The organism is Paenibacillus antibioticophila (genome assembly GCF_000455265.1).
Taxonomy (GTDB): domain Bacteria; phylum Bacillota; class Bacilli; order Paenibacillales; family Paenibacillaceae; genus Fontibacillus; species Fontibacillus antibioticophila.
In genome coordinates, this window is sequence record NZ_HG005141.1 from 43,580 (window position 1) to 68,129 (window position 24,550).

16 protein-coding genes are annotated in these 24,550 nt (G+C 49.3%); 5 read left to right on the forward strand and 11 right to left on the reverse strand.

From position 1 onward, the window contains the following. Positions 1–4: 4 nt before the first annotated feature. Both TX85_RS17450 and TX85_RS17455 read right to left on the reverse strand, forming a co-directional pair. On the reverse strand, positions 5–739 hold the full coding sequence (locus TX85_RS17450) for an ABC transporter ATP-binding protein (protein WP_044480956.1): 735 nt from the start codon (positions 737–739) through the stop codon (positions 5–7). A gap of 17 nt (positions 740–756) precedes the next feature. Next, on the reverse strand, positions 757–1,533 hold the full coding sequence (locus TX85_RS17455) for an ABC transporter permease (protein ID WP_044480957.1): 777 nt from the start codon (positions 1,531–1,533) through the stop codon (positions 757–759). Between the two features lie 109 nt (positions 1,534–1,642). Between TX85_RS17455 and TX85_RS17460 the strand changes: the two genes are divergently transcribed. Beyond that, the gene (locus TX85_RS17460; protein WP_044480959.1) at positions 1,643–4,099 is read left to right on the forward strand and encodes an O-antigen ligase family protein; all 2,457 of its coding nucleotides are present in this window, start codon (positions 1,643–1,645) and stop codon (positions 4,097–4,099) included. Positions 4,100–4,133: 34 nt separating this feature from the next. Here the strand turns inward: TX85_RS17460 and galU are convergent, their stop codons facing one another. Then, positions 4,134–5,018 (reverse strand): UTP--glucose-1-phosphate uridylyltransferase GalU, encoded by an 885-nt coding sequence (gene galU, locus TX85_RS17465; RefSeq protein WP_044480961.1) that lies wholly within the window; start codon positions 5,016–5,018, stop codon positions 4,134–4,136. A gap of 219 nt (positions 5,019–5,237) precedes the next feature. After that, on the reverse strand, positions 5,238–5,435 hold the full coding sequence (locus TX85_RS17470; protein WP_044480963.1) for a hypothetical protein: 198 nt from the start codon (positions 5,433–5,435) through the stop codon (positions 5,238–5,240). Positions 5,436–5,971: 536 nt separating this feature from the next. Between TX85_RS17470 and hmpA the strand changes: the two genes are divergently transcribed. After that, positions 5,972–7,186: an NO-inducible flavohemoprotein gene (gene hmpA, locus TX85_RS17475; RefSeq protein ID WP_044480965.1), complete on the forward strand. Its 1,215-nt coding sequence runs from the start codon at positions 5,972–5,974 to the stop codon at positions 7,184–7,186. Between the two features lie 106 nt (positions 7,187–7,292). On the opposite strand, the gene TX85_RS17480 is transcribed toward hmpA, so the two are convergent. The 3 genes from TX85_RS17480 to TX85_RS25450 all read right to left on the reverse strand — a co-directional run bounded on the left by TX85_RS17480 (position 7,293) and on the right by TX85_RS25450 (position 12,394). After that, entirely contained in the window at positions 7,293–9,812 is a 2,520-nt protein-coding gene (locus tag TX85_RS17480) for a U32 family peptidase (protein ID WP_044480966.1), read from the reverse strand. Positions 9,813–10,502: 690 nt separating this feature from the next. Further along, positions 10,503–10,709, reverse strand: coding sequence for a DUF2759 family protein (locus tag TX85_RS17485; protein ID WP_044480967.1), 207 nt, complete (start codon positions 10,707–10,709; stop codon positions 10,503–10,505). A 233-nt stretch (positions 10,710–10,942) separates the two neighbouring features. Beyond that, positions 10,943–12,394: a tetratricopeptide repeat protein gene (locus TX85_RS25450; protein ID WP_049895030.1), complete on the reverse strand. Its 1,452-nt coding sequence runs from the start codon at positions 12,392–12,394 to the stop codon at positions 10,943–10,945. Positions 12,395–12,499: 105 nt separating this feature from the next. On the opposite strand from TX85_RS25450, the gene TX85_RS17495 reads away from it, so the two are divergent. After that, positions 12,500–12,703: a DUF6199 family natural product biosynthesis protein gene (locus TX85_RS17495; RefSeq protein WP_044480968.1), complete on the forward strand. Its 204-nt coding sequence runs from the start codon at positions 12,500–12,502 to the stop codon at positions 12,701–12,703. A 133-nt stretch (positions 12,704–12,836) separates the two neighbouring features. Here TX85_RS17495 and uvrA read toward each other — a convergent pair whose 3' ends face one another. Together uvrA and uvrB are read right to left on the reverse strand one after the other, a co-directional pair. Beyond that, entirely contained in the window at positions 12,837–15,695 is a 2,859-nt protein-coding gene (gene uvrA, locus TX85_RS17500; RefSeq protein WP_044480969.1) for an excinuclease ABC subunit UvrA, read from the reverse strand. Between the two features lie 39 nt (positions 15,696–15,734). Next, entirely contained in the window at positions 15,735–17,732 is a 1,998-nt protein-coding gene (gene uvrB, locus TX85_RS17505) for an excinuclease ABC subunit UvrB (protein ID WP_044480971.1), read from the reverse strand. A 215-nt stretch (positions 17,733–17,947) separates the two neighbouring features. On the opposite strand from uvrB, the gene TX85_RS17510 reads away from it, so the two are divergent. Then, complete coding sequence (locus TX85_RS17510; RefSeq protein ID WP_044480972.1) at positions 17,948–18,739, forward strand: flagellar motor protein; 792 nt, start codon at positions 17,948–17,950, stop codon at positions 18,737–18,739. After that, positions 18,739–19,605, forward strand: a complete 867-nt coding sequence (locus TX85_RS17515) for an OmpA/MotB family protein (protein ID WP_044480974.1) — start codon at positions 18,739–18,741, stop codon at positions 19,603–19,605. The genes TX85_RS17510 and TX85_RS17515 overlap by 1 nt, the downstream gene beginning before the upstream one ends. 124 nt (positions 19,606–19,729) lie before the next feature. Here the strand turns inward: TX85_RS17515 and TX85_RS17520 are convergent, their stop codons facing one another. Next, a complete protein-coding gene (locus tag TX85_RS17520) occupies positions 19,730–20,959 on the reverse strand; it encodes a Fic family protein (protein WP_044480976.1) in 1,230 nt (409 codons plus the stop codon). 232 nt (positions 20,960–21,191) lie between these two features. Further along, a complete protein-coding gene (locus TX85_RS25455; RefSeq protein WP_049895031.1) occupies positions 21,192–24,527 on the reverse strand; it encodes an RCC1 domain-containing protein in 3,336 nt (1,111 codons plus the stop codon). Positions 24,528–24,550: the final 23 nt, after the last annotated feature.

Below are 24,550 nucleotides of genomic sequence, written 5' to 3' on the forward strand. Positions count from 1 at the left end.
AATCTTAATTCCTAAACTTCTCCAAAACATCTGATGTATTGCCTATCATTTTCACTTCACCTTTTTCTAACCAAACAGTACGAGTACACAATTTCTCGACTTCTCCAAGAGAATGCGAGACAAAAAGAACCGTAGTTCCACCGTTAAGCAACTCCTGCATACGTTCCTGGCATTTTTGTTGGAATTTAAAATCTCCTACTGAAAGTACTTCATCAACAATTAAAACATCAGGATTAACACAAGTAGCGATAGAAAATCCTAATCTAGCTTTCATTCCAGAGGAATAGTTCTTAACAGGTACATCAATAAATTCATTCAGTTCAGCAAAACGAATGATCGATTCTTCTCTTTCTTTCATGTATTTATTTGAATGGCCCAGCAAGGAACCGTTCAAATAAATGTTTTCTCTGCCCGTCAACTGTTCGTCAAAACCAGCTCCCAATTCAATGAGTGGTGCCATACTTCCATGCACTGTAACTTGGCCTGAGGTTGGCTTTAGAATCCCTGCTACAATTTTCAGCAGTGTACTCTTACCCGCACCATTTAATCCGATTACTCCAAGAATCTCACTCTTTTTTACCTGAAAGGAAATATGCTTCAATGCCTCATATTCCTTGTACTGTAGCTTCTGCTTGAGCATCCTAACAAAGTATTCCTTAATTGAATCAACCTTTTCCTGGTATAAGCGATACGTCATGACTATATCTGATACATCAATAGCAATATCCTCTTTATTCATATGCTCCTCTTGGTTTCTCAAAGGTATAGTATAAAGTTATTTTGTTTTTTACGAAAAACAAGCAAGCCAACTATCATAGTCAGAAGAGAAATGCCTATACACAAAAAGTGCGTCCCCCAACTACCCATTGTTCCGTCCAGAACTATACTTCTAAATAACGAAACATAATAGTACATAGGATTACAATCTATGATCAGCCTAAATTTATCCGGAATAATGTCTATAGGGTAAATAATCGGAGTTAAATACATCCATGCAGTTATCATTACTCCATATAAATGATTCAGATCCTTAAAATAGACAGCATACGCGGACAGAATTAATCCGACCCCAACAGCGAAGATAAATAAGTACAGAATCGGCAATGGGAATAACAAGATGCTCCATGACCATTCAGAGTTTGAAAACAACATAATTGCAAGCATTATGATTAAAGCAAATAAAAGGTTTATTAAAGAAAGGAAAACTTTTGATATGGGGAACAAATATCTAGGCACATAAATTTTTCTAATTAACGCTGCATTTCCGTTAATTGATCTCATTGCAGCACTAGTAGATTCAGAAAAAAAGTCGAACATTAATTTTCCCGTTAATAAATACAATATATAATTGGGAATATGCCGATTAAATAAAGTCGAAAAAACGATAGATAAAACAGTTATCATTAAGAGTGGATTAAGTAAACTCCATAAAACTCCAAGCCTGGATCTTCTATATTTAAACTTGAAATCTTTCTTTACTAATTCTTTTAGAAAATGTCTATATTTCAGAAAATTCTGTATATAACTTCTCATTCACTCAACCTCACTGATAAATTCAAAATACAAAAACTGGAAAGTAGTTCTCCGAGTTGTAAATATGCTAAAATACTAACGTATCTACTAGCAAAGGAGCAAAAAATACGTGTCGAATCCAGTATACGGGAAAAAGGCGGCAACGTCGAGAAAGCGGGAGAATTTCCCTGCTGCGTTGTGGCTATTAATTGTCGGGTTAATTATGTTTCTGGTGTGGGCGCCGTTTCAAGCCGGACTATTTAACGGATTAGTTCAAAACTTTGAAGGCCCCATCTATTGGTCTGTGTTCATCGGAGGGATCCTCGCGCTTGTATGGGTATGGGCGTACTTCAAGAAATTCAGGTTGGAGGATCAACGAGACTGGACAGCGGTGTGGGTGCTGCTTATTCCTGTCACTTATTGTCTCGCCTTGATTTCGGCGGCCAGTCATTATTTTGCCATGAACGCCGTGCTGATTCAGTGTCTGTATGCGATCATTTTTGTAATTGGGCTTTACGTCCTGCAAAATAAACGGGCTAATGCCATTATTGAGACTTCTCTTATCTGTGTTTCTTATCTTATTGTCCTGTTCGGCCTGTTCAACTGGCTGGGACAAGGAAGAACCGTTTCCGCACTCGTCGGTTGGTTTACGAAGACGGTTATCGGAGGTCAATACAATCAAGCAGTATGGGTTGATGCGAACGGTCCGCGGCTGGCTTCAGTCTTCCAGTATCCAAATACATACGCAGCTTACTTGATGGCTTTTCTGTTCGTAGCTGTGTTTGCTATTACTCGTTCTACAAAATGGTATGTCCAGGTCATCCATGCCTTCATGCTGGTGCCGATTATTCTGTCGTTACTGCTGACCTTGTCACGCGGCGGGCTTGTCTTCTTGCCGGTCGTATTCATCTTGCTGTTGCTGTTCCTGAAGCCGGCCAAGCAAATTCTGTGGATCATCTATGTCCTGATCTCCGGAGTAGCCACACTTGTCATTTCCAAGCCTGTTACTGAGCTCGGACAGCAATTCCATCTGGGGCAGATTAATAACCCCGCAAAGGGCTGGGGGTATGTGCTTGCCGCATCCATTATTGTAGCCTTGTTGGCTTGGGTCATTCAACGCTACGTGTCACCTTGGTTAGACCAAATTACAGAACGCTGGGCTTCCAAAAAGCTTGGCGGCCTATGGCTGCCTGTGGTTTCTGTTCTGGCCTCGGTTGTTCTTGTAGCACTCTTGCTCGGAACTAATCTGAAGCATGTTCTTCCGGGCAACATCGGCGACCGTTTGGAGAATATCAACTTCCAACAGCACAGTGTGCTGGAACGCTTTACGTTCTATAAAGATGCCGTTAAGGTTATTAAGGATTATCCAGTGCTCGGAGCTGGCGGTGGTGCCTGGGCTTCCATCTATGAGAAATACCAGAACAACCCTTATTCAAGCCGTCAAGCACATAGCTTTGCCATGCAATACCTGGTAGAGGTTGGTCTCTTAGGCTTTATTGTTCTCTTTGCTGGCATCGGATTCATCTTTTACAAATATATTCGCGGATATTTTAAATCCGGGGAAGCACAGCGCAATTCGTATTTCGTGTATTTTATCATTGTCCTATCGATCCTGATTCACAGCTTAATGGACTTTAACATGAGTTATGTCTTTATCGGAGTACTAGTCTTCCTTGGTCTTGGGGGCATGTCTGCAGCAATGGATGCTCAGCCGGTCAAACGTCTTTCACTGAAAGGTTCGACTGCCCGCGTACTATATAGCGGTGTTATTGTGATCAGTTCCTTGCTGTTGATTTTCACTTCCATCCGTTATGTCCAGGCGAACAATGCCCTGCAGAAGGGGCAGGAGTTGATGGCAACAAGCTCGAACTTCCAGGAGATTCAGACTCCTTTTGCCCAAGCCCTGAATAAGCGGAAGAATCACCCAACGGCTGTGCTTAACTATAATGTCCTTCTGCGATCCGCCTATGAGCAAACACAGGAAGAGGCCTTTTATACTCAAAATCTGAGTTTGTTGACAAGCGCCTTGAAGCAAGAACCCTTCGATAAAAATCTATACGCCCAGCTTGCAACGTTATACAAGAGCAAGGGCGAGTATGCTAAAGCTTATGATGTTCTTAAGGATAACGCGAGCCGCTATGCTTATGATCAAAACTGGTATGAACAGTTGATTGTTGAGTCCTATGAACTCGGATACCAAAGCCTTGGCAGTGGTGCAGTTGAAGAAAAGGAGAAGTATTTCTTCTCCGGACTTCAAGCCTTTGATCATGTCGTACAAGGTGTAGAGCATTTGAAGACCCTGCCCAAAGGCCAGCTTCAGGGGAATCCATTTGCGGTTACTATGAATATGGCGCTTCATGCCGGTAAGATGCAGTATATGATGGGCGATCCTGCTGAGGCAGCCGCTATCTTCCGCCAAGGCCTTCCGCAGGACTTTAGTGATCCGAACAATCGAGAAATTGTCCGCTGGTACCTAGCCGCTTTGCAGGTCTCCGGTGGCAGTGATCAGGCAATCTATGATCAATTGATCCAGGCAGATCCCGGGGAGAAAGCTTCCATCGATCAAATCGCACAACTAACTTTTTAAATTAGCAAATTAACAAAAAATCGGCTTCTCCTGTTCAGGAGAGGCCGATTTCATTTCGGAGCACCAGCTCCGCCAAATATTTTAACAGATCATCATGCAGTTCTTCTCTTTGCAAGGCATAGTGAATGCTGGTCTTAATAAAACCAAGCCTTTCGCCCACATCATGTCTCAAGCCATCAAAATGATAGGCAAGAATCCGCTCTCGCTCACCAAGCCGTGCAATCGCATCTGTTAGCTGAATCTCACCGCCGACACCCTCCTGCTGATTATTGAGGATTTCAAAGATAGCCGGAGTAAGAATATAGCGTCCCATAATAGCAAGATTAGATGGCGATTGTCCAACGGGCGGCTTCTCCACAAGCTGCCTTGATTCGTAAACCCGATCTCTGACTTTGATGCCATCAACAACTCCGTATCGGGATACCTCTTCCCATGGAACCGGTTGAACGCCCACGATAGAAGCCCGCTCTTCATTGTAAACATCAATCATTTGCTTGAGACAAGGCTCGTCAGATTCCACGACATCGTCACCAAGCAGTACAGCAAACGGCTCGTCTCCTATAAACTTGCGAGCACACCAGATGGCATGGCCCAGGCCGCGAGGTTCCTTTTGCCGAATATAATGAATGTCTGCCAAATTGGAGGATTTCTGAACCTCATTCAGCAGATCCCATTTAGATTTATCGCTCAAAAAATACTCCAGTTCAAATGAGTTGTCGAAGTGATCTTCGATGGCCCGTTTGCCTTTCCCTGTTACGATGATGATATCCTCAATCCCTGAAGCAACGGCCTCCTCCACGATGTACTGAATCGTTGGCTTGTCCACGATCGGCAGCATCTCCTTGGGCATCGCTTTGGTCGCCGGCAAAAAGCGGGTCCCTAGTCCTGCAGCAGGGATAATTGCCTTACGGATTCTCATTATTCTTTTAATCCCCTCTCGTTACATCAAAATCTCATCTATATCGACATTATAGCATATCACCAACCACGAACCGACATCGTATTGAATCAGTAATTTGCTCAAAACAAAGACGCCCCCTGCAGAACAAGATCTGCAAGAGGCATCCAGGCGAGAATGTTGAGCCGCAATCGCTATAGCTACCACACTATTTTTTTGAAGGGGCTCTGCTCAATCTAGTTAGATGGTCCAGAACTTAAAGCGGGATACGAATGACTGAGGCGCTTCCTCGGCATGGCGTCTGCTTCCTGGCTCCGGTGTATGAAGATGGCGTTCTGTACCGAATTCGAGCTTGCGGTAAGCTTGATCGCCCTCAAGTTCTAACCGTCCATGAACCTTTGTAACTACCGATTGCATTTCGAGGAATCCTTCAAACATCACATTCACCCTCCTAGACCCGAAAAATTTTTACTCATTCCTTACTTCCTGTGTACGCTTTTATTATATCATCATCAAGATTTTTTTGCTTGCTGATAAATAGGACTTATCGCCCTATTTTAAGTGCTTTTCACAATTTATTCACAGTAAAAAACGCCTTAATAACGCGGTTTTTAAGCATGTCTCCGGATTATGAACAGCTGTCCTCGTTTGGAGAACGATTTGTCTTTAGAGACAAATACAGGATATTCAACCCTTTGTCTCCGTGGAATAGACTCTCGTCCACCCTAAAAGTATACATATTTTTCTAGTCATATTTATCCATATAATTTGTGTCTCTATGCACTTAAGTCTGATGGCTAAACCATTCCTAATCAGCAGAAAATATAAACGCCGTCTGTGATAAACATCATTGCAAAAGCGTTTATGTTCACATTTCGTTCCTTTTTAACGTGACCAGTATCACAATAACTTGCTTTTACATGTTCCTATACTGTTTAAGGAATCGACAATATCGCAGAAAGAAGGGTTCGATTATGCTCGATGCAAGAACGATTGAAGTTATCAAATCCACTGTTCCGGTACTCGAAGTCCATGGGCAGACGATTACTACACAATTTTATCAAATGATGTTTAAAAACCATCCTGAGCTGTTAAACATTTTCAACCACGCTAACCAGCGGCAAGGCAAGCAATCCGCAGCACTCGCCAACGCGGTATATGCAGCCGCGGCTCACATCGACCGTCTGGAGGAGATCCTTCCTGTCGTCAAAGGCATTGCACAGAAGCATCGCGCACTCGGTATTATGCCTGAGCATTATCCGATCGTTGGCCAGAACCTATTAGCCGCCATCAAGACTGTGCTTGGAGATGCCGCGACTGATGAGATCATGGATGCTTGGTCCCAGGCTTACGGCGTTATCGCCGATGTATTCATCAGTGTGGAAGCTGAAATGTACCAAGAGGCCGAGCAAAAAGAGGGCGGCTGGCGCGGTTTCCGGCGCTTTGTCGTCGAACGCAAGGTGAAGGAGAGCGATGTGATCACCTCCTTCTATCTGAAGCCGGAAGATGGCGGCGAGATTGCCACGTATCAACCAGGCCAATATATTACAGTGCGGGTAAAACCGGAAGGCCAGGAATTTACTCATCTCCGTCATTACAGCCTGTCTACTTCACCAGGTCATGCTTACTATCGGATTTCGGTGAAGCGAGAGGATGCCGTCGGGAACCAGCCTGCCGGTGTCGTATCTGTACACTTGCATGACAAGGTGAAGGAAGGCGATGTGCTGGATATTAGTGCGCCGGCCGGTGATTTTACGCTTGATCAGTCAAAAAGCAGTCCGGTCGTCCTCCTCAGCGGCGGCGTCGGTCTCACTCCGATGATCAGCATGCTGGAAACGCTGTTGACAAGCAGTGACAAACGGGATGTCGTGTATATCCATGCCGCCCGGTGCGGAAGCCATCACGCGATGAAGGAGCATGTCGAACAGCTCACCAATGACCATGCAGACCAGCTCCGCTCTTATCACGTCTACGAAGCCCCGGCCGCGGGCGAGAGCTGCCACAAGACCGGATTTATTGACCTGCCATGGCTCCAAACAGTAGCTAATAATAACGCCGACTTTTACTTCTGCGGACCTACACCGTTCATGAAGGCGATCAACCACGCTTTGAAAAAATGGGGCGTACCTGACAATCGGATTCACTTCGAATTCTTTGGTCCGGCCTCCAGCCTGAATAACGAGGGGTAGGCCCTCTTGCAACTAAAAAAGTCCAGCCAGGAATAAATATCCTTGGCTGGATTTTTTGTCGCAGGGATCGACTTGCCTGTATCGTTACAGTTTTAAGCTTTGATAATTATTTTATCAGTTGACCGCGCGTTACGCCGAGTTGATTCGTCGCCTTCAACGTCTTCCATACCTGTGTCCCGCTAATCTCTCCGCGCAGGGCCTGATTATACAGGGAGATCACTTGCTGCACCTGCTCCGGTGTCTCCTCCAGAAACTCAACCCGGTAACTAGGAACACCCAGCTCCAGAAAATGACCCAGATATTCTGCGCCGGATTGCTCAATCGCGTTATACACCGTATTACGGCAGCCCTCATCGACGCGCACCGGATGGCTCATGCCAATCCGGTCCTGGAGAGAAGCGCGCTGCTCCTCGCAAGGGCGGCCGCAGTTCGTATAGTTCGTGCCCTCACTCAGGAAAGTACAGTATACGCAGTGCTCCGTATGGAACATCGGCAAATGCTGATGAATGACGATCTCCATCTTAGAGGTTCTACTCTTGCCCAGCAAATCCACCATCTGCTGAATGTTCAGGTCATAGGACGGTGTAACCGTGTCGCAGCCGGCCTCCAGGAACAACTCCACCGCTTTGTGATTGGCGATATTCAGCGAGAAATCTCCAATTAGCCGCGGATGAACAGCGGATGGGTTCTCTTGCCGATGGCGCAGGTAGTAATAGAGCGCGCCGGTATTGCGCACCAGCACTGCGTCAGGTGCAAGACGCAGGATGTTGTCATGGTAGCCGTTCTCGCCCGGCATATGGATGCGTGGTGTCACTAGCGCAATCTGTTTGCCGGCAGCCCGAACGGCTTCCACTGCTGCCGGGAACTGCTTGATAAATTCGAAGTCGGCGTAAATGAACTCCACGCCGGCCTCCAGTGCAGCCTGCACCTGCGGCAGGCTGCGGCACAGCGCGGTGAGCTTCGCCTCACCGCGCGCCAGCGGCGCGCCCTGCACAGCAGCAGGCGCCGCCGCTACCCGGGCCGCCCGCGTGTACACGGGCTGCTTCGGCCGCTCGCCGGCTAGCAGCTCCACTGCGCGCCGGCGAAGAGCATTCAGCTCTCGCATGGGAAGGATCACGTCGCCATGCAGCTCCGTGTCCAGCCGCTCAAGCTGGAACACCGTGCCGCCGAGACGGCCAAACTGCTCTTCGAGCAGGGCATCGTCCATCGGCCGCTTCTGCGCGGTCTCGAGCAACAGCTCCGAGTCCACGCGCACCGTCGCCCCCTTCTGGATATCCGTCCAGAAGGTTGCCAGCGGCTCGCCAGCCTGGCCGGACACCTGCACATGTACCGGGAATACCCGGTACGGCTTGTCGGTCTCATAGCTTTGGCGCAGCCGCTTGTCGAGTGCCGGATCATTCGTCTTCCAGATCCGGTCCCCTACATGCACCCGGCGCAGATCGATATCATTGCGCCCCGGCACAATATCAACGATCCACGTCTCGTCGGCCTCGCCCTCCAGCTTCACGCCTTTGCGCCGCAGATCGTAGACGCGTCCGCCTTCTTCCTTTTTCGTCGGATCGCCCGCATCAAACACGATGCCATCCCCGCGCTTCACTGGCGCTTCAAGCTTGCAGACAACGCCGTCGCGCAGCACCTGCTCTACCCGCCCCAGGTAGACGCCGCGACTCTTCGGGAACGTCCCGTCCAGCAACTGCTTGTTGTTCGTTCCTTCCAGGAAGCCATGGGTGAACCCGCGCGAGAAGCTTTGCTGCAGCTCGCGGATTTCTTCTTTCGAAGGCGGCGTGCTGTCTCCGTCAAAATACCGGTCAATCGCCTGACGGTATTTACTGACTACATTCGCTACGTACTCCGGTGTTTTCATCCGGCCTTCGATCTTGAACGAGGTGACGCCGGCTTCGATCAGCTCAGGCATGATATCAATGGCCGCAAGATCCTTCGGGGACAGCAGGTAAGCTACGTCTCCCATCGGCTTCTGTACGCCGTCTACAATCAAGTCATAGGGCAGCCGGCAGGCCTGCGCACATTCTCCCCTGTTGGCTGAACGTCCACCCCACATTTCCGAAGTCAGGCACTGCCCTGAATACGACACACAGAGCGCTCCATGCACGAATACCTCCATAGGCAGCCTTGCCTGCTCACCGATCGTCCGGATCTGCTTCAGGTTGTTTTCCCGGCCAAGCACGACTCGCTCCATCCCCCACGGCTTGGTAAATTCCACCGCCTCAGGCGAAGTGATCGTCATCTGGGTTGAGCCATGGATCGGGAAATCCGGCGACAGCTCGCGAATCAGCTTCACCAGGCCCAAATCCTGTACAATTACCGCATCAACGCCTGCTTCCATACACGCTTCAATCAGCTCCTGCGCGTCCGCAAGCTCATTTTCGAATACTAGAATATTGAAGGTCAAAAAACCCTTAACACCATAGCTATGCAAAAAGGCCATAATCTCCGGAAGCTCGTCCATCCGAAAATTGTTCGCCCGCGCCCTTGCATTAAATTTTTCCACACCAAAAAATATCGCATCTGCTCCATTCGCTACCGCTGCCCGCATGCAATCCCAATCCCCTGCGGGGGCGAGCAGTTCTACATCCTGCCTGGTCAAGGCTACTGCCGACTTGCTCATCTATTTCCTCCTGAATGCCGAATGAACTCGGCTAATCGATTTCTCCAATAACCTATCTATTTTAGCAGACATTCCTCTAACACTCTAGCAAGTAATAACTGCTAAAAACACTTATTACTCCCTACCCTGGACCCATCTCCTACCCTCATCAAGAATAGTTGAACAAATTGCAGAGTTGGGAGCTAGTTGGGCAATTTTAGTGCCGAAAGGCATTAATTTTGCCTGCGTGAGCGCTACTCCGACAATTTTAGTGCCGAAAAGCATCAAATTTGCTGGCGTTAGGGGCTTGTACGTTAATTTTAGTGCCAAAAGGCATTAGATTTGCCAACTCAGGGCCTCGTGCGACAATTTTAATGCCAAAAGGCATTAATTTTGCCTGCGCGAGGCTCGTGTTGAGCTCCTCCGACGAAACAAGCAAAAGACACCTTATCCCTTCCGGAACAAAGTGCCTCCCTCAAAGTCCAAGTAACACGGCTTCTGAGCGTCATCCAGTCGTCATTCAGTCATCGCGGAATCATCACCCAGTTCCACTGAATCATCACCCAGTTCTACTGAGTTATCATTCAGTCATTGCTGAACCATCACTCAATCTCATTATCCAGCTATCCGCGGAGCCATTGCTCACTCACAGTTCAACTACCATTCTTCAGTGAAGCGCACCGCCGGAACTCCGGCTGCATCTCACTGCCTCTAGCTGAACCAGGCCATCACCATGACGGCATCGGAAGCCAAAAAGACGAGCAGGCTAAATAGTCCGAAGCCGATCGCAAACAGATTCTTTTTCGGTTCCTTCAACAGCCGTAGTACGCCGATCAGGATAACAATCGTAAACAGGATCATGAAAATATCAAACCCGTTAAAGGTTGTTGTGACTTCCCCAGGTGCAGCGAGTAACATGGCAAGCCCTCCTCAGCATTGTTCACGGATTATTCCATCTTCTTCTATGTTAGCGGTTCATTCAAGCGCTTGCAAGTGAAAAGTCGATAAATTGTTAAAAATTTCGCTGCAAACCCGCATTTATTGTGAAATTACTTATTGATTTTATTCGCTACCCGATTCGCCTATTCGTTTCATTCCGATTCTTCTACCTACTTCATTCCAATGCTTCAACCTACTTCATTCCGATGCATCTACCTGCTTCGTTTCATCCAATCCTTTAGTCCGGACAGATTGCGATTAGACCACAGCAATTGATGGCTCAGAGCATATTCAATAGCTTCATTCTCATCTCCTATCCCGATATACTGAGGACGTTGCTTAGGAAGCCGTTTCTTACCCAACAAATAGGCAGGAACGTGAGGATTTGACCGTTTCGCCTGCTTATATAACGTATCCAGATCGCCAAGGTAACCGTTCTTTAAATAACTCAACACGACCCGGTCATAGCAGAATGAAGCGGAATCTTCCATGTCAAATTGCTGCATAAGCTTCTCTGCACGGTCAAGCTTCTGATCGGCAAGATAGAGCATCAACAAATCATATCGTGCGCCGATATTATCATTCGGACAGAGCTCCAGCATCTCTTCAAGCTCTTGCATAGCCGCAGCGATGTCTCCCTGTTCCTTCAGCAGATCCGCATAGCAGAACTTCAGTCTCATATAAGGCCGGGTCTCGATCAGTCCCCAGAAATGGCCCTTGTTTTCTTCAAAATATCCGGGACCCAGACTTGCTGCGGCTGCATTCAGACCTTCCTCAGCCACTTTCAGTGCCTCAGGAAGCGTATTTGCTTCCATGACCAGCATCACATAAGCATCCCCATTTCCTTTGTCCAGCCTGAGCGCCTCTTTGACAAGCTGAATGCGTCTGGCCGGAAGAGGCTCCTGCTCCGCCTTAACAAGCAGTTCTACCGCTTTCTGCTCATCGCTTAATTCCGCATCTACCAGCTTGTCTATATGGTCCATATGTTGACTCAAAAAGGCATTGACCTCATCTGGAGATTCAAATTGCTTCTCTTCGATCAGCTTGGCAAGCTTATGCATGAACTGCTCATTCTCCAATTGAGAAAAGCCCGCCGTCCCTCCGAAATTAGGCATACCGTCCTTCTGTTCAGCGAGCCAGTCTTCGGCAAGCATTTTTTCTTCAGCAAAATCCAGCAAATTTCCGTAACAGCGCGACAAAGTTCCCGTAGACACCCCATGCTTGTCCGCGAGCTCTGTTTGCGTGACCCATTGTCTCCGTACATTCATTACGAAGTACTCCAAAGCGCCTGCATATCCGCCTGGCTTACGATACTTCGGTTGCTTCTGGCTGGAAAAATCATTCCATAGCATTACAATGCTCATCAACTCGTCCAAATCATCCTGGCGGCGCATCCGGTATTCCTTCCAAATTTGCGGAAAAAGACTCAGGGCCAGCTCTTGATACTCCTGATTTTCCCATTCCAATTCATTCGAAATAAAACGCCTCAGCTCATTGACAAATTTATCCGCTTCCTTGGAGGCTTTATTTCCCCCAGGAAAGGGGATCACATTGCTGATTGACGCGCCGCGTTCCTGTTCAGCCAGCCTGTCCTTTTCAAGACAGCATTTTTTGTACTTTTTCCCACTACCGCAGTGGCAAGGCTCATTCCTGCCCAAGGTCATGATTGAAATCTCCCTTTGCTTGGTTTTGTTAGTTATATTATACATTATAAAGCAAAGGAACCTTTCCAGTTCATTCACGTACTTATTTACAAAGGAGTTGATGTCATGTACGTGTTCTTAGGACTAGTGATTATTGGGATTGGTTGTCTTAATCTCTTCTTCCCTTCCTTGGGTTGGCATATGAAAGAAGGCTGGAAGGTCGATGGGGATTCAGAGCCAAGCGACAGCTACTTAGCGATGACGCGCCTTAGCGGACTATTTGCCCTTTTCATCGGATTTATTTTTCTTGTTAGTCAATTCTTCTCTTGAGGCACCTCATGTACATCTCCCTATCATTTAACATTAAAACTCCAGTATTTTCGCGCAAAAAAAGCTCTCTTGAAATCGGCCTTACCGATCTCCAAGAGAGCCTGTACTATGTTATGTTCGTTAAAAGGGTTGCCTACGAATGCACTTTGATGGCACGCGTCCGTTCAGAATCGCGCTGCAGAACCGGCGAAAGATATCGGCCCGTATAGGATTCCTCCACCTGCGTGACCTCCTCCGGCGTACCTGTAGCAATGATGGTCCCGCCGCCGCTGCCTCCCTCGGGTCCCAGGTCAATGAGATAATCCGCGGTCTTGATCACATCGAGATTATGCTCAATGACAAGCACGGTCTCTCCGGAATCCACGAGCCGATGAAGTACGTTCAGCAGACGATCGATATCATCGACATGCAGACCTGTGGTCGGCTCATCCAGAATGTAGATGGTTCTGCCCGTACTGCGGCGATACAATTCGGAGGCCAGCTTGACGCGTTGGGCTTCCCCGCCGGACAGTGTGGTCGCCGGTTGTCCCAGATTGATGTACCCAAGGCCAACATCGAGCAAGGTTTGCAGCTTCCGGTGAATCTTCGGAATATTCTCGAAGAATTGGGTCGCATCCTCCACCGTCATCTCCAGCACATCTGCGATGCTTTTTCCTTTATATTTAACCTCCAGTGTCTCCCGGTTATACCGTTTACCCGCACATACTTCACATGGCACATAGACATCAGGAAGGAAATGCATTTCGATCTTGAGAATGCCGTCTCCGCGGCAGGCTTCACAACGCCCGCCTTTAATATTGAAGCTGAAGCGGCCCTTCTTATAGCCCCGAACCTTGGCTTCGTTCGTCTGTGAGAAAAGATCCCGGATATCGTCAAAGACACCGGTATAGGTCGCCGGATTGGAGCGGGGAGTCCGTCCGATTGGCGACTGGTCGATATCGACTACCTTCTCCACATGCTCCAGGCCGCGAATCTCCCGATACTGCCCCGGTCGAACCTTCGCACGGTTCAGATCTCGCGCCAACGTTTTGTACAGAATCTCATTCACCAGCGTAGATTTGCCCGAACCGGACACTCCGGTAACGGCCGCAAACACGCCGATCGGGAACTTGACGTTAATGTTCTTCAGGTTGTTCTCCTTGGCCCCGCGCACTTCGATCCAGCGTCCGTCCGGCTTGCGCCGCTGCTCGGGCACCTCAATGAACTTCCGTCCGCTTAAGTATTGGCCGGTCAAAGAGTTCGGGTCCTCCATAACCTCCTGCGGAGTACCTTGGGAGACAACCTGGCCGCCATGAATCCCCGCTCCCGGCCCAATATCAATAATATAATCGGAAGCCAGCATCGTATCCTCATCATGCTCAACGACAATTAAGGTATTCCCCAAATCGCGCATATGAGCCAATGTCGTGATCAAACGGTCATTATCCCGCTGGTGCAATCCAATGCTAGGCTCATCAAGGATATACAATACGCCCATCAGACTGGAGCCGATCTGCGTTGCCAGCCTGATGCGCTGCGCTTCGCCTCCGGAGAGTGTTCCTGCTGCACGGCTCATCGTCAAATACTCGAGTCCTACGTTAACGAGAAAGCCCAGTCGGCTATTAATCTCCTTCAAGATCATATGAGAAATTGCCTTCTCTTTCTCATTTAACTCCAGACCGTCAAAGAACCTCATGGCCTCGCCGATGGACAGCGATGTTACATGAGCGATGTTCTCTCCATTCACGGTAACTGCGAGAATCTCCTTTTTCAGGCGATGTCCTTTGCAGGTACCGCATGGTTTGGAGCCCATAAAACCTTCGATAAACTCCCGAATTCCTTCGGAAGCCGTATCCCGATATCGGCGCTCCAGATTATGCACGATGCCTTCAAACGTAACATAAGCATCCTTGCTGATGCCAAAATCGTTCTCATAGCGGAAGCGCACCTTGGTTGTGCCCGTTCCGTACAGGAGCTTGTCCATTTGATCCTTGGTCAGCTCCGATACCGGCACATCCTGAGGAATATGGAAATGCTCGCACACCGAGCGAAGGAATTGCGGATAATAATTGGACGTACTGCCTGCCCACGCTTCGAAAGCCCCTTGTTCAATACTTTTCGACGGATCAGGAACAAGCAGCTCCGGATCGATGATCATTTTCATACCAAGTCCGTCGCATTCCGGACAGGCTCCGAACGGACTGTTGAATGAGAACATTCGCGGCGACAGCTCCTCGATGCTGAAGCCGCAGATCGGGCAGGCGTAATTAGAGCTGAAGCGGAGCTCCTCCTGGCCGATAATGTCGACCAGCAGTTGACCTCCTGACATTTTCAGCGCAGTTTCGATAGAGTCCGCCAGGCGGCTTCTGACATCCTCCTTCACCACGATCCGGTCTACGATAACCTCGATGGAATGCTTCTTATTCTTTTCAAGCTCGATATTCTCCGACAAGTCCCGCTGCTCACCATTCACCCGTACGCGGACAAAGCCCTGCTTGGCAATTTCGCTGAACAGGCTCTTATGCTCTCCCTTCTTGCCAGAGATCACCGGAGCAAGAATCTGCAGACGGGTACGCTCCGGATATTGCATAATCCGGTCAACCATCTGTTCAACGGTCTGCGAGGTAATCTCCACCCCATGCTCCGGACAATGCGGATGGCCAATCCGGGCAAACAATAGACGAAGATAATCATAAATTTCCGTCACTGTACCCACTGTAGAGCGGGGATTCCGGCTTGTTGTCTTCTGGTCAATGGAGATGGCAGGAGATAATCCTTCAATCGAATCCACATCCGGCTTCTCCATTTGACCAAGAAACTGGCGCGCATAAGCCGACAAAGACTCTACATAACGTCGCTGTCCTTCTGCATAAATCGTGTCAAATGCAAGCGAAGATTTCCCCGATCCACTCAAGCCGGTCAAGACAACAAATTTATCACGCGGAATCGTAATATCTATATTTTTCAGGTTGTGCGCTCTCGCACCTTTAATGACGATATTCTCAATGGCCAAGTGGTTCATCTCCCATTATCTATTTAATCCGCTATCTATTTAATCCGCTGCACGCAATTCCATAATTGCATCGCGCAGTTCAGCGGCCCGTTCAAATTGCAGGTTCTTGGCGGCTTCCTTCATCTCGGATTCAAGACGTCCGATCATCGCTTCACGATCACGCTTGGACATCTTGCTCTTAGCCGCATCAGCCAGATAATCACTCTTGCTTTCGGCCACCTTGGTAGCCTCGATCACATCCCGAACCTTCTTGCGAATGGTCTGCGGAGTGATGCCATGCTTCTCATTATAAGCGACCTGGATCGAGCGGCGCCGCTCTGTCTCCTTGATGGCCCGATCCATAGAATCGGTAATCTGATCCCCATACATCAGCACCCGTCCCTCGGAGTTCCGCGCAGCCCGGCCGATCGTCTGAATCAGCGACCGCTCCGAACGAAGGAAGCCCTCCTTGTCGGCATCCAGAATCGCAACGAGCGAAACCTCCGGCAAATCAAGGCCTTCCCGAAGCAGGTTAATGCCGATCAGCACATGAAACGTTCCGAGCCGCAGATCACGCAAAATACTCATCCGCTCCAAGGTCTTGATATCGGAGTGCAGGTACCTTACCTTAATACCGACCTCTTTTAAATAATCGGTCAGGTCCTCGGACATCTTCTTTGTCAATGTGGTAACAAGCACCCGTTCATCGCGATCGATCCGCTCGCGGATCTCGCCGATCAAATCATCGATCTGCCCCTTGGTCGGACGAACCTCGATAATCGGATCCAGCAATCCGGTCGGACGAATGATCTGCTGAACCATCGTATTGCAATGCTCCAGTTCATACGGCCCCGGTGTTGCAGACACGTAAATCAATTGATTGGCCTTGGCTTCGAATTCCTCGAATTGCAGCGGCCGGTTGTCCAGCGCCGACGGCAAGCGGAATCCATGGTCCACAAGCACGGTCTTCCGCGCCCGGTCACCGTTATACATCGCACGAATCTGCGGCAGTGTCACATGGGATTCATCGATTACGATCAGCATATCATCCGGAAAGTAATCCATAAGCGTGTAAGGGGTTGCCCCCGCTTCCCGGAAGGTCAGGGGGCCCGAATAGTTCTCGATGCCGGAGCAGAAGCCGACCTCCTTCATCATTTCGATATCATAACGGGTGCGCTGCTCCAGCCGCTGCGCCTCCAGCAGCTTGCCCTGCTCGCGGAACAAGGCCAGACGCTCCTCTAGCTCCCGTTCGATGTTACCGATAGCGATCCGCATCGTCTCCTCCTGCGTTACAAAGTGAGACGCCGGGAAAATGGCAATATGCTCACGTTCGCCAACCAGCTCGCCAGTCAGGACATCGATCTCGGTAATCCGTTCAATTTCGTCGCCGAAAAATTCCACTCGCACCGCCTGTTCTCCCCGGGAGGCCGGGAAGATTTCCAGCACATCGCCGCGCACGCGGAATGTGCCGCGCACAAAATTGATGTCATTCCGCTGATACTGGATATCCACCAGCCGAGCCAGGATCTCGTTGCGCGGCTTTTCCATTCCGATACGCAGCGACAGCACCAAGTTCCGGTACTCCATCGGAGAACCGAGACCGTAAATACAGGATACACTCGCTACAATGATCACGTCGCGCCGTTCGAACAGCGAGCTGGTCGCGGAGTGTCTCAGTTTATCAATCTCTTCGTTGATGCTGGAGTCTTTTTCAATGTAAGTATCTGAGGATGGAATATAGGCTTCCGGCTGGTAGTAGTCATAGTAGCTGACGAAGTAATCAACGGAGTTATTGGGGAAGAATTCCTTGAACTCGCTGGCAAGCTGTGCGGCCAACGTCTTATTATGGGCAATGACCAGTGTAGGTCTTCCAAGCTTCGCTATAGTATGAGCAATCGTGAACGTCTTGCCGGTGCCTGTAGCTCCCAGAAGGGTCTGGTGCTTTTTTCCCATTTTTACCCCTTCCACTAATTGGTCTACAGCCCGCGGCTGGTCGCCCTGTGGCGAAAAATCGGAGATTAGCTCGAATTTATTATTACTGAAGACAATTTCACTCATTGTCCAACATCACCCTTATCGTCTAAAATGGAAAAGTGAATTTCTATGTTATGGTTTCTCTATCTATATTAACCCTATTTCATTAGTTTCAACGGAATAGTAGACAAACTGTCTATCTTTGTAAAATAAAAATAAGAATAAGTGTTCCCATTGATTATACCTTCTTTGCATCCGGGATGCAACCAAAGTCAACGAATGGAGCTGTGTGTGAACGAATGGAAATATCCACAATTATTGGTATTATTATCGGCTTGGCCGCGCTGATCGGCGGCTTTATCTGGGAGGGCGGAGAGCTCGGCGGACTGATGCAGTGGGCTGCTGCCTTAATCGTGTTCGGCGGCACCTTTGCCGCAGTCATGATCAGTTTCCCCTTAGCGAAGCTGAAGACGATTCCCAAGGCTCTTTCGTTAGCCTTCACCAAGGGATCGCAGGATATGGAGGAGCTTATTTCAGATCTGGAAGGGATGTCCGTGATTTCCCGGCGGCAGGGCGTTCTTGCGTTGGAAAAAAAATCGGAGGAGCATGCCGATCCTTTTCTGCGTGAGGGCATTCAGCTTGTCGTGGATGGTACGGAGCCGGCCATCGTGCGGCAGGTGCTCGATCTGGAGATTGAGGCGGTTCATCTTAAATATGAGGGCTATGCCAAAATTTTCGATTCTGCCGGCGGCTATGCCCCTACTATGGGTATCATCGGTACGGTCATGGGATTAATCCACGTCCTGGGCAGTCTGACGGAGCCGACCTCGCTCGGGCCCTCCATCGCGCTTGCTTTTACGGCTACCTTATACGGCGTCGCCAGTGCAAACCTGATTTTCCTGCCGATTGCATCGAAGATTCGCGCCCGTGGCGAGGATGAGACATCACGGATGGAACTGATGCTGGAAGGTATGATTTCGCTGCAAAACGGAGATCACCCGATGCTGGTCCGCCGCAAGCTGGAGTCCTTTTTGACAGATCGGGAACGGAAGCCGCAGCTGTCGGCCTCATCCGAGGAGTCAGAGCTGTGATGCGCGGCAGAGACAGAGATATCCGGTCAGGTACAGGACGCCGTCGTTCTGCAGGACCGAAAGATACCAAAGACCGCTGGATGATTACCTATGCCGACTTGATCACGCTGCTGTTGATCTTTTTCGTGGTCATGTATGCGATGAGCCGGCTTGATGTCGAGAAATATGAAGTGGTTACCCAATCTCTTCAACATACCTTCAAGAGCGGTAATTCTCTGCTGGATAAAGGCACCGGTGTTCTGGGCAGTGAGGATCAATACGATTACAATAATCCGCCGGACAGACAAGGCGCCGAGAATGGACAGGGACCGGAAAGTACAGGCGGCGAGGGCAGCGGCAACACCTCTCCCCCCTCCACTCAGCAGCCGTTAACCGAGCGGGAGCTGGCGTTTCGCGAGCAGGAACAGGAATTAGCGACATTAATGGGACGGATTGAATCCTATATTAAAGATAATCAACTGGACGATCAGATCAAGGTAACCGATCTTCCGAAAGGAATTTCGATCACATTAAGCGACCGGTTTCTGTTCGACACTGGCAGAGCCGATCTGAAATCCGGATCCGAGGTGACTCTTGCGCAGCTCGCCAGCCTGTTTAAAGAGCTCGATACCGTCATCAGCATCGAGGGACACACCGATAACCAGCCTATCGGCCGGGCCTCCTCCTTTGAGGATAACTGGGAGCTGTCCGGCGCCCGGGCACTGTCCGTGCTTCGTTTCTTCCTAGAGAAAGAGCAGCTTGACCCGGAAGTCTTTCAGTATGCCGGTTATGCCGATACCCGGCCCGCCGCCGACAACACTACTTCAGCCGGGAGGCAAAAGAACCGCCGCGTAGAAATTACCGTACTTCGGCAGCTGCAGCAATAGACAGAAAAAGCACCGTTTGCCTTTTTTCACTAAGGCGTGAACGGTGCTTTTTGTAATACCCCATCAGACAAGCAACTTTTACACCTAAGGGCCGCAATTTTTTCCTTCGTTTATCTCTTCCTTCTTACACAATCAGTATACTTTCCAAAAATTCATCTGAAATCCTATAACTTTTAGGCCTTTGGCTAATCAGGATCACATATCCCTCTTCCTCCAAGTTACTCATCATCTGATTTACTTTATATCTTGACTGTCCGGATATTTCCATCAACATGTTCACAGGAAAATCGGCTTCATTTACAAACACATTAAGGCTTGTCATAATACGCAATAAACTGCTTTCTTCACGGCGCCCATCCCATTTATTTGTCTCAAAAAAGTCATTTATGCGTTGATATTTGGATAGATTCAAGTCTAAATCCTCAATGATCCCCTCTTGACCTGATGAAAGTAAAGCCAGCATATCCATCAAATAAAATGTTAATTCCCCTTTATTCAAGGGCGAAGGAATCTCTTCCAGCGCTTTATAATACTTTGATCTGTTCTTATTAATAGCATAAGAAAAAGTGATTGCAGAATATCTATCTAAGTATCTCGATAAGTAACTGCACACGAGTAAACGCCCTGTTCTTCCATTCCCATCATAAAATGGGTGTATATACTCATAATAATAGTGGGCAGCCATAAAGCGGTATAATTCCGGATGTTGCTCATCATTCAGAAACTTTATTAATGTATTTAACATTTCAATAATTTTATTTTCAGAGATAACACCTATGTGAGTGGTATGGCTGCCATCATTTACTTCTACGTAGCCCTTTCTAAACAATTTACCATCAGGTTCATCTTCAGGGGAAATTTCATTAGATACCAAATCATCATAAAGCTTTCTAAAATCTTCAACATTAGTGAAGGGCTTTATTTGATCAATGAATAAATAGGTTTTCATTAATCCTATAAACCGTTTATGTTTACTTTCAGACTTCATTAATCCGTTCAATACTTCTTGCAGCTCCCTTTTAGTACTGCGAATTCCTTCAATTTCATTATTGCTTTGCGCTTCATTAATAATCAATTTTCGAAAATAGGGCTCAACGACAAACTTGGGGAGTCTGCTGATTAAAGCGGATATTTTGGAACTATTCATTAGTACTCTATTATTTAAGGTCATTAATTCATGGATATTTACATAAAACAATGAATAGGTTTCTTTAGTGGTTTGACCTTTTCGAAACCCTTTTATGGTGAATGGGGTCAAATAGCTGCCATAACTATTTTTTCGATGATTAATTTCCTGCGTATAGTCGATCTCGCCCACTTTATAAAAAATCTTCGATAATTTTTCATATCCCATCTAATTCCACCCTCCTTATTTTAAATTATTGCCGTTTTTTCAAATTATATAACTTGAATTATGTTAATTCAATTAAAAAATTTGATATCCTTCCTGAATGTTTTACCCTTCGGGCGGTATTTCCCCCCACAATGGACTCTCACCAAATAGTTGGTCGCCATGCGTGGCACACTGCAATAGGCCCCGCCTGTCACTGGACAGGCGGGGCCTATTGTTTTTCTTATGCGATTGCTTAGTCAATCATCCCGCTCTTCTTCAGCATGCGCTGGATAAGTGCGGCAGCTTCCCCTCTGGTTAATGCTTGCTTCGGCATCATCATGCCATCCGGCGAGCCTTCCAGAATGCCAAGACTGACAAGCTCTTCGGCTGAAGTCCGTGCCCAGTCCGGCAAGCTGTCCAGATCCTTGAACAGCAAGCCCGAAGCCGTTGACGAGCTTGTTTGGGCCGTGCTCTGGAATTCTTCTTCCGCTATAGACCGAGCAATAATAACAATCGCCTCCTGACGGCTGATTGCTTGACGGGGGCGGAAGTCTCCCGCTGCATCTCCCTGGATTAATCCATGCTCTACCGCCAGTGCAAGCGGATCATGGAACCAATCCGTGACGCTGACATCCTTGAAGACCGCGGCCGGAACAGACGAATCGTACAGACCTAGCGCTCTTGCCATCAAAGCTGCAAACGCTGCGCGCTCCATAGGCGCCTCCGGAGAAAACTGCCCCTCCGCTGTTCCCGTGATAATCAGCCTCGAGGCCAAATCATTCACCGCTTCGCCGGACCAATGGGAGACCGCATCCGCAAATGCTGCCGGCTTCGATATCAAGGCAAACGAGCCATTATGCATGCTCTTCAGCACCGCATGGCGAGTGCCGTCTTCCAGAGTCTCGTGCCGAGTCGGCACTGAGATGACGGTCCCATCCTCCCCAATAAAGACGCCGGTCGTTACAGTATCAGCTTGCTCCGGAGGAACAGGCAGGCTGCGCTGCACATACCGTCCCCACTTCTCTATCGGATGAATGTGTTCCCCGACCTGTATGGCCGCTTTAAATTGAACGGGAGATAGCAGCGTCACAAAATGCTGCTCTGCCTCCGCCCGGGCAAGCTGCTCCTGCACTTTGCTCGCGCTGCCGCCCAAGGTAAAGGTAACTATGGCCTGACTGGCAGATTCTTTATCCGCCTCAGCCCCATAGCGTTCAAAAGCTTCGGCTAGCTCCCCTGCTGCGAAACGGAAGCCGCCAAGGGAGGAACGCAGCTCCAGGGAGCCTTCCCTTTCAGCAAACAATTCCATGGCTTGAGCGTCCATACTCAATTCAATAAGCTCAGCCTGCTGCCCGAGAATGAGGAACAGGCTCGAATCACTCCCTGGCATTTCCATTGCGGCTTTTAATTTTGTGGAATCGAGCCTGAGCGATACAACTTGCTTAGCTCCATCGTTACGAAGTCCAGCATGAACTATGCTGTCCTGAGGCTGGTGGTTTAAAAGCACCTGGAGATCAAGCTGCTTCGAAGGAGGCTGTGATACATTGCCCTCCGGCGACTGTCCTGACCTCCCCGGCTCGCTTCCTCCGCCCGTACCGCCTTCGCCAGGGTTATCCGGCCCTTCACCCGGGTTGCCCGGCCCTTCACCCGGGTTGCCCGGTCCTTCACCTGGTTCGCCCGGTCCTTCTCCCGGATTGCCTGGTCCTTCACCTGGTCCACCCGGTCCTTCTCCTTCTCCCGGGTTGCCCCCAGGCACGCTGTCCCGGGTCAAGACGATCCGATACTCCTGTTCCTGGCCATCCGGCATCCTCACGACAACCGACAAATAGGCTGCTCCTTCTCCCACAGTCAACTCCTCACTGGGAACTCCAAACACCAGCGGCACCGGCCCCTGCAGGAGCTGTCCGGTCTCCCCGTAGACGCTTGCCGTCACACTGGCTGCTGTGTCGTAGACGTCCGCCGTGACTGAAAGCCGATCCGTAGCTTCAGCAAGTCTAAGGTTGTAAGTGTATTGGTAGCGGCCGAAGCCGGGATTCAATGCCAAACCGCTCTCTTGCGCCGACTGTACGGATAGTTGCCGCAGGGTCGGATCGTGCAGCGGAGCCAGCGGTCTTGTCTTCACGCTCAGCATCGGATAAGCGCTCTTGTTCCCTGCACTGTCCCTGACAATGACACTGAAATAGTAGGTTTGGTCCGGGACAAACAGCCGCATCGCCGCACTCGTCTGATTTTTTTCATAGGGTCCCAGAGCCATCCCGTTTTGTTCTACCTGCTCAACCGTGCTTAAGTTATCCCTGCCCGATAAATACAGCCTGTACTCCAGTTCGTCCGGATCATCAAGATTGTCGGAAGCAGCAGCCCACTGCAGCTCTATGGAATCCGTTGTGACCTCGACAGCCTCGATCAGGCCTCCCGGCACCGGGGCTGTAGTATCCAGAATAGCCTTGCTTAACACGGGAACCATGCTTGTACTCCAGGTTCCGTCACCAAGCTGACCATAACCGTTGTATCCCCAGCCCCAGACGCGCATATCCTCCGTCACCGCCACGCTGTGAAAGCCGCCGGCAGAGATATCGATCACAGGCGTCAAATCCTGAATCCGGGCAGGAACTCTATCACTGGAGGTGCCCGAACGTCCTAGCTGGCCGTAATTCCCCAAGCCCCAACTCCATACGGCACCGTCCGCATCCAAAGCAAGGCTATGGTAGCCACCTCCGGCAATATCCACAATATTTTCCAAATTCAAAACCCTCACCGGCAGGTTTCGGTTAGATATTGTTCCATCCCCTAATTGGCCCTGACTGTTGGAGCCCCAGGCCCATACCGTGCCATCCCGCTTGACTGCCAGGGAGTGCGAACCGCCCGCGGCAATCCTGATAACATCGCTAAGACCCGCAACCTGCACCGGCAGGAGCTTGTCCGTGAGCGTTCCGTCGCCGAGCTCTCCGTTCTGGTTCGTTCCCCAAGCCCAGACAGTCCCGTCCTCCTTCAGAGCAAAACTGGAGTAGCCTCCTGCGGCAATCGCCGTAATTCCGTTTAAACCGTTAACTTGAACAGGCGCGTTTTTCTGGACCTTTGTTCCATCCCCCAGCTCGCCGCTGTCATTCTTCCCCCATGTCCACACTGTGCCGTCCTCGGCAAGCGCCATGCTATGGTAGCCAAGCCCGCCCGATATAGCTGTTATTCGGACGTCTTCCAAGGCTGTGACCCTTGTCGGAACGGTCGTGTTGACCAAGGATCCGATCCCGAGCTGCCCGTTCTCGTTCATCCCCCAAGTCCAGATCGTTCCGTCAGCCTGAAGCGCCATGGAACTGCGTACGCCGGAGTCGATCTCGATAACCTGGTCCAGATCTTCGATCACAACAGGAGTATTTCGATTACTACTCATCCCGTTGCCCAATTGCCCCTTGTCATTCCCTCCCCAGCTATACACTTGTCCTCCACTGGTCAGAGCTAATGTATGATAGTAGCCCACAACCAGCTTGGGAGGCATTGCCGAGGCCGCAAACACCCTAGACGAGTTGCTCATCCATTGCAGATGTACGATAAGCAAGCTTATGCACAGTACGATTTTTCCGATACGCTGTCTCATATTATCCTCCTGAAAATGATCTA

Bases quoted from the DNA above. Each gene is read 5' to 3' on its own strand.
- TX85_RS17455 (WP_044480957.1), bottom strand. From the start codon at position 1,533: ATGAGAAGTTATATACAGAATTTTCTGAAATATAGACATTTTCTAAAA.
- TX85_RS17495 (WP_044480968.1), top strand. From the start codon at position 12,500: ATGTACGTGTTCTTAGGACTAGTGATTATTGGGATTGGTTGTCTTAAT.
- TX85_RS17480 (WP_044480966.1), bottom strand. From the start codon at position 9,812: ATGAGCAAGTCGGCAGTAGCCTTGACCAGGCAGGATGTAGAACTGCTC.
- TX85_RS17470 (WP_044480963.1), bottom strand. From the start codon at position 5,435: ATGTTTGAAGGATTCCTCGAAATGCAATCGGTAGTTACAAAGGTTCAT.
- TX85_RS17485 (WP_044480967.1), bottom strand. From the start codon at position 10,709: ATGTTACTCGCTGCACCTGGGGAAGTCACAACAACCTTTAACGGGTTT.
- TX85_RS17450 (WP_044480956.1), bottom strand. From the start codon at position 739: ATGAATAAAGAGGATATTGCTATTGATGTATCAGATATAGTCATGACG.
- TX85_RS25450 (WP_049895030.1), bottom strand. From the start codon at position 12,394: ATGACCTTGGGCAGGAATGAGCCTTGCCACTGCGGTAGTGGGAAAAAG.
- TX85_RS17510 (WP_044480972.1), top strand. From the start codon at position 17,948: ATGGAAATATCCACAATTATTGGTATTATTATCGGCTTGGCCGCGCTG.
- TX85_RS17515 (WP_044480974.1), top strand. From the start codon at position 18,739: ATGCGCGGCAGAGACAGAGATATCCGGTCAGGTACAGGACGCCGTCGT.
- TX85_RS25455 (WP_049895031.1), bottom strand. From the start codon at position 24,527: ATGAGACAGCGTATCGGAAAAATCGTACTGTGCATAAGCTTGCTTATC.
- uvrB (WP_044480971.1), bottom strand. From the start codon at position 17,732: ATGAGTGAAATTGTCTTCAGTAATAATAAATTCGAGCTAATCTCCGAT.
- hmpA (WP_044480965.1), top strand. From the start codon at position 5,972: ATGCTCGATGCAAGAACGATTGAAGTTATCAAATCCACTGTTCCGGTA.
- TX85_RS17520 (WP_044480976.1), bottom strand. From the start codon at position 20,959: ATGGGATATGAAAAATTATCGAAGATTTTTTATAAAGTGGGCGAGATC.
- galU (WP_044480961.1), bottom strand. From the start codon at position 5,018: ATGAGAATCCGTAAGGCAATTATCCCTGCTGCAGGACTAGGGACCCGC.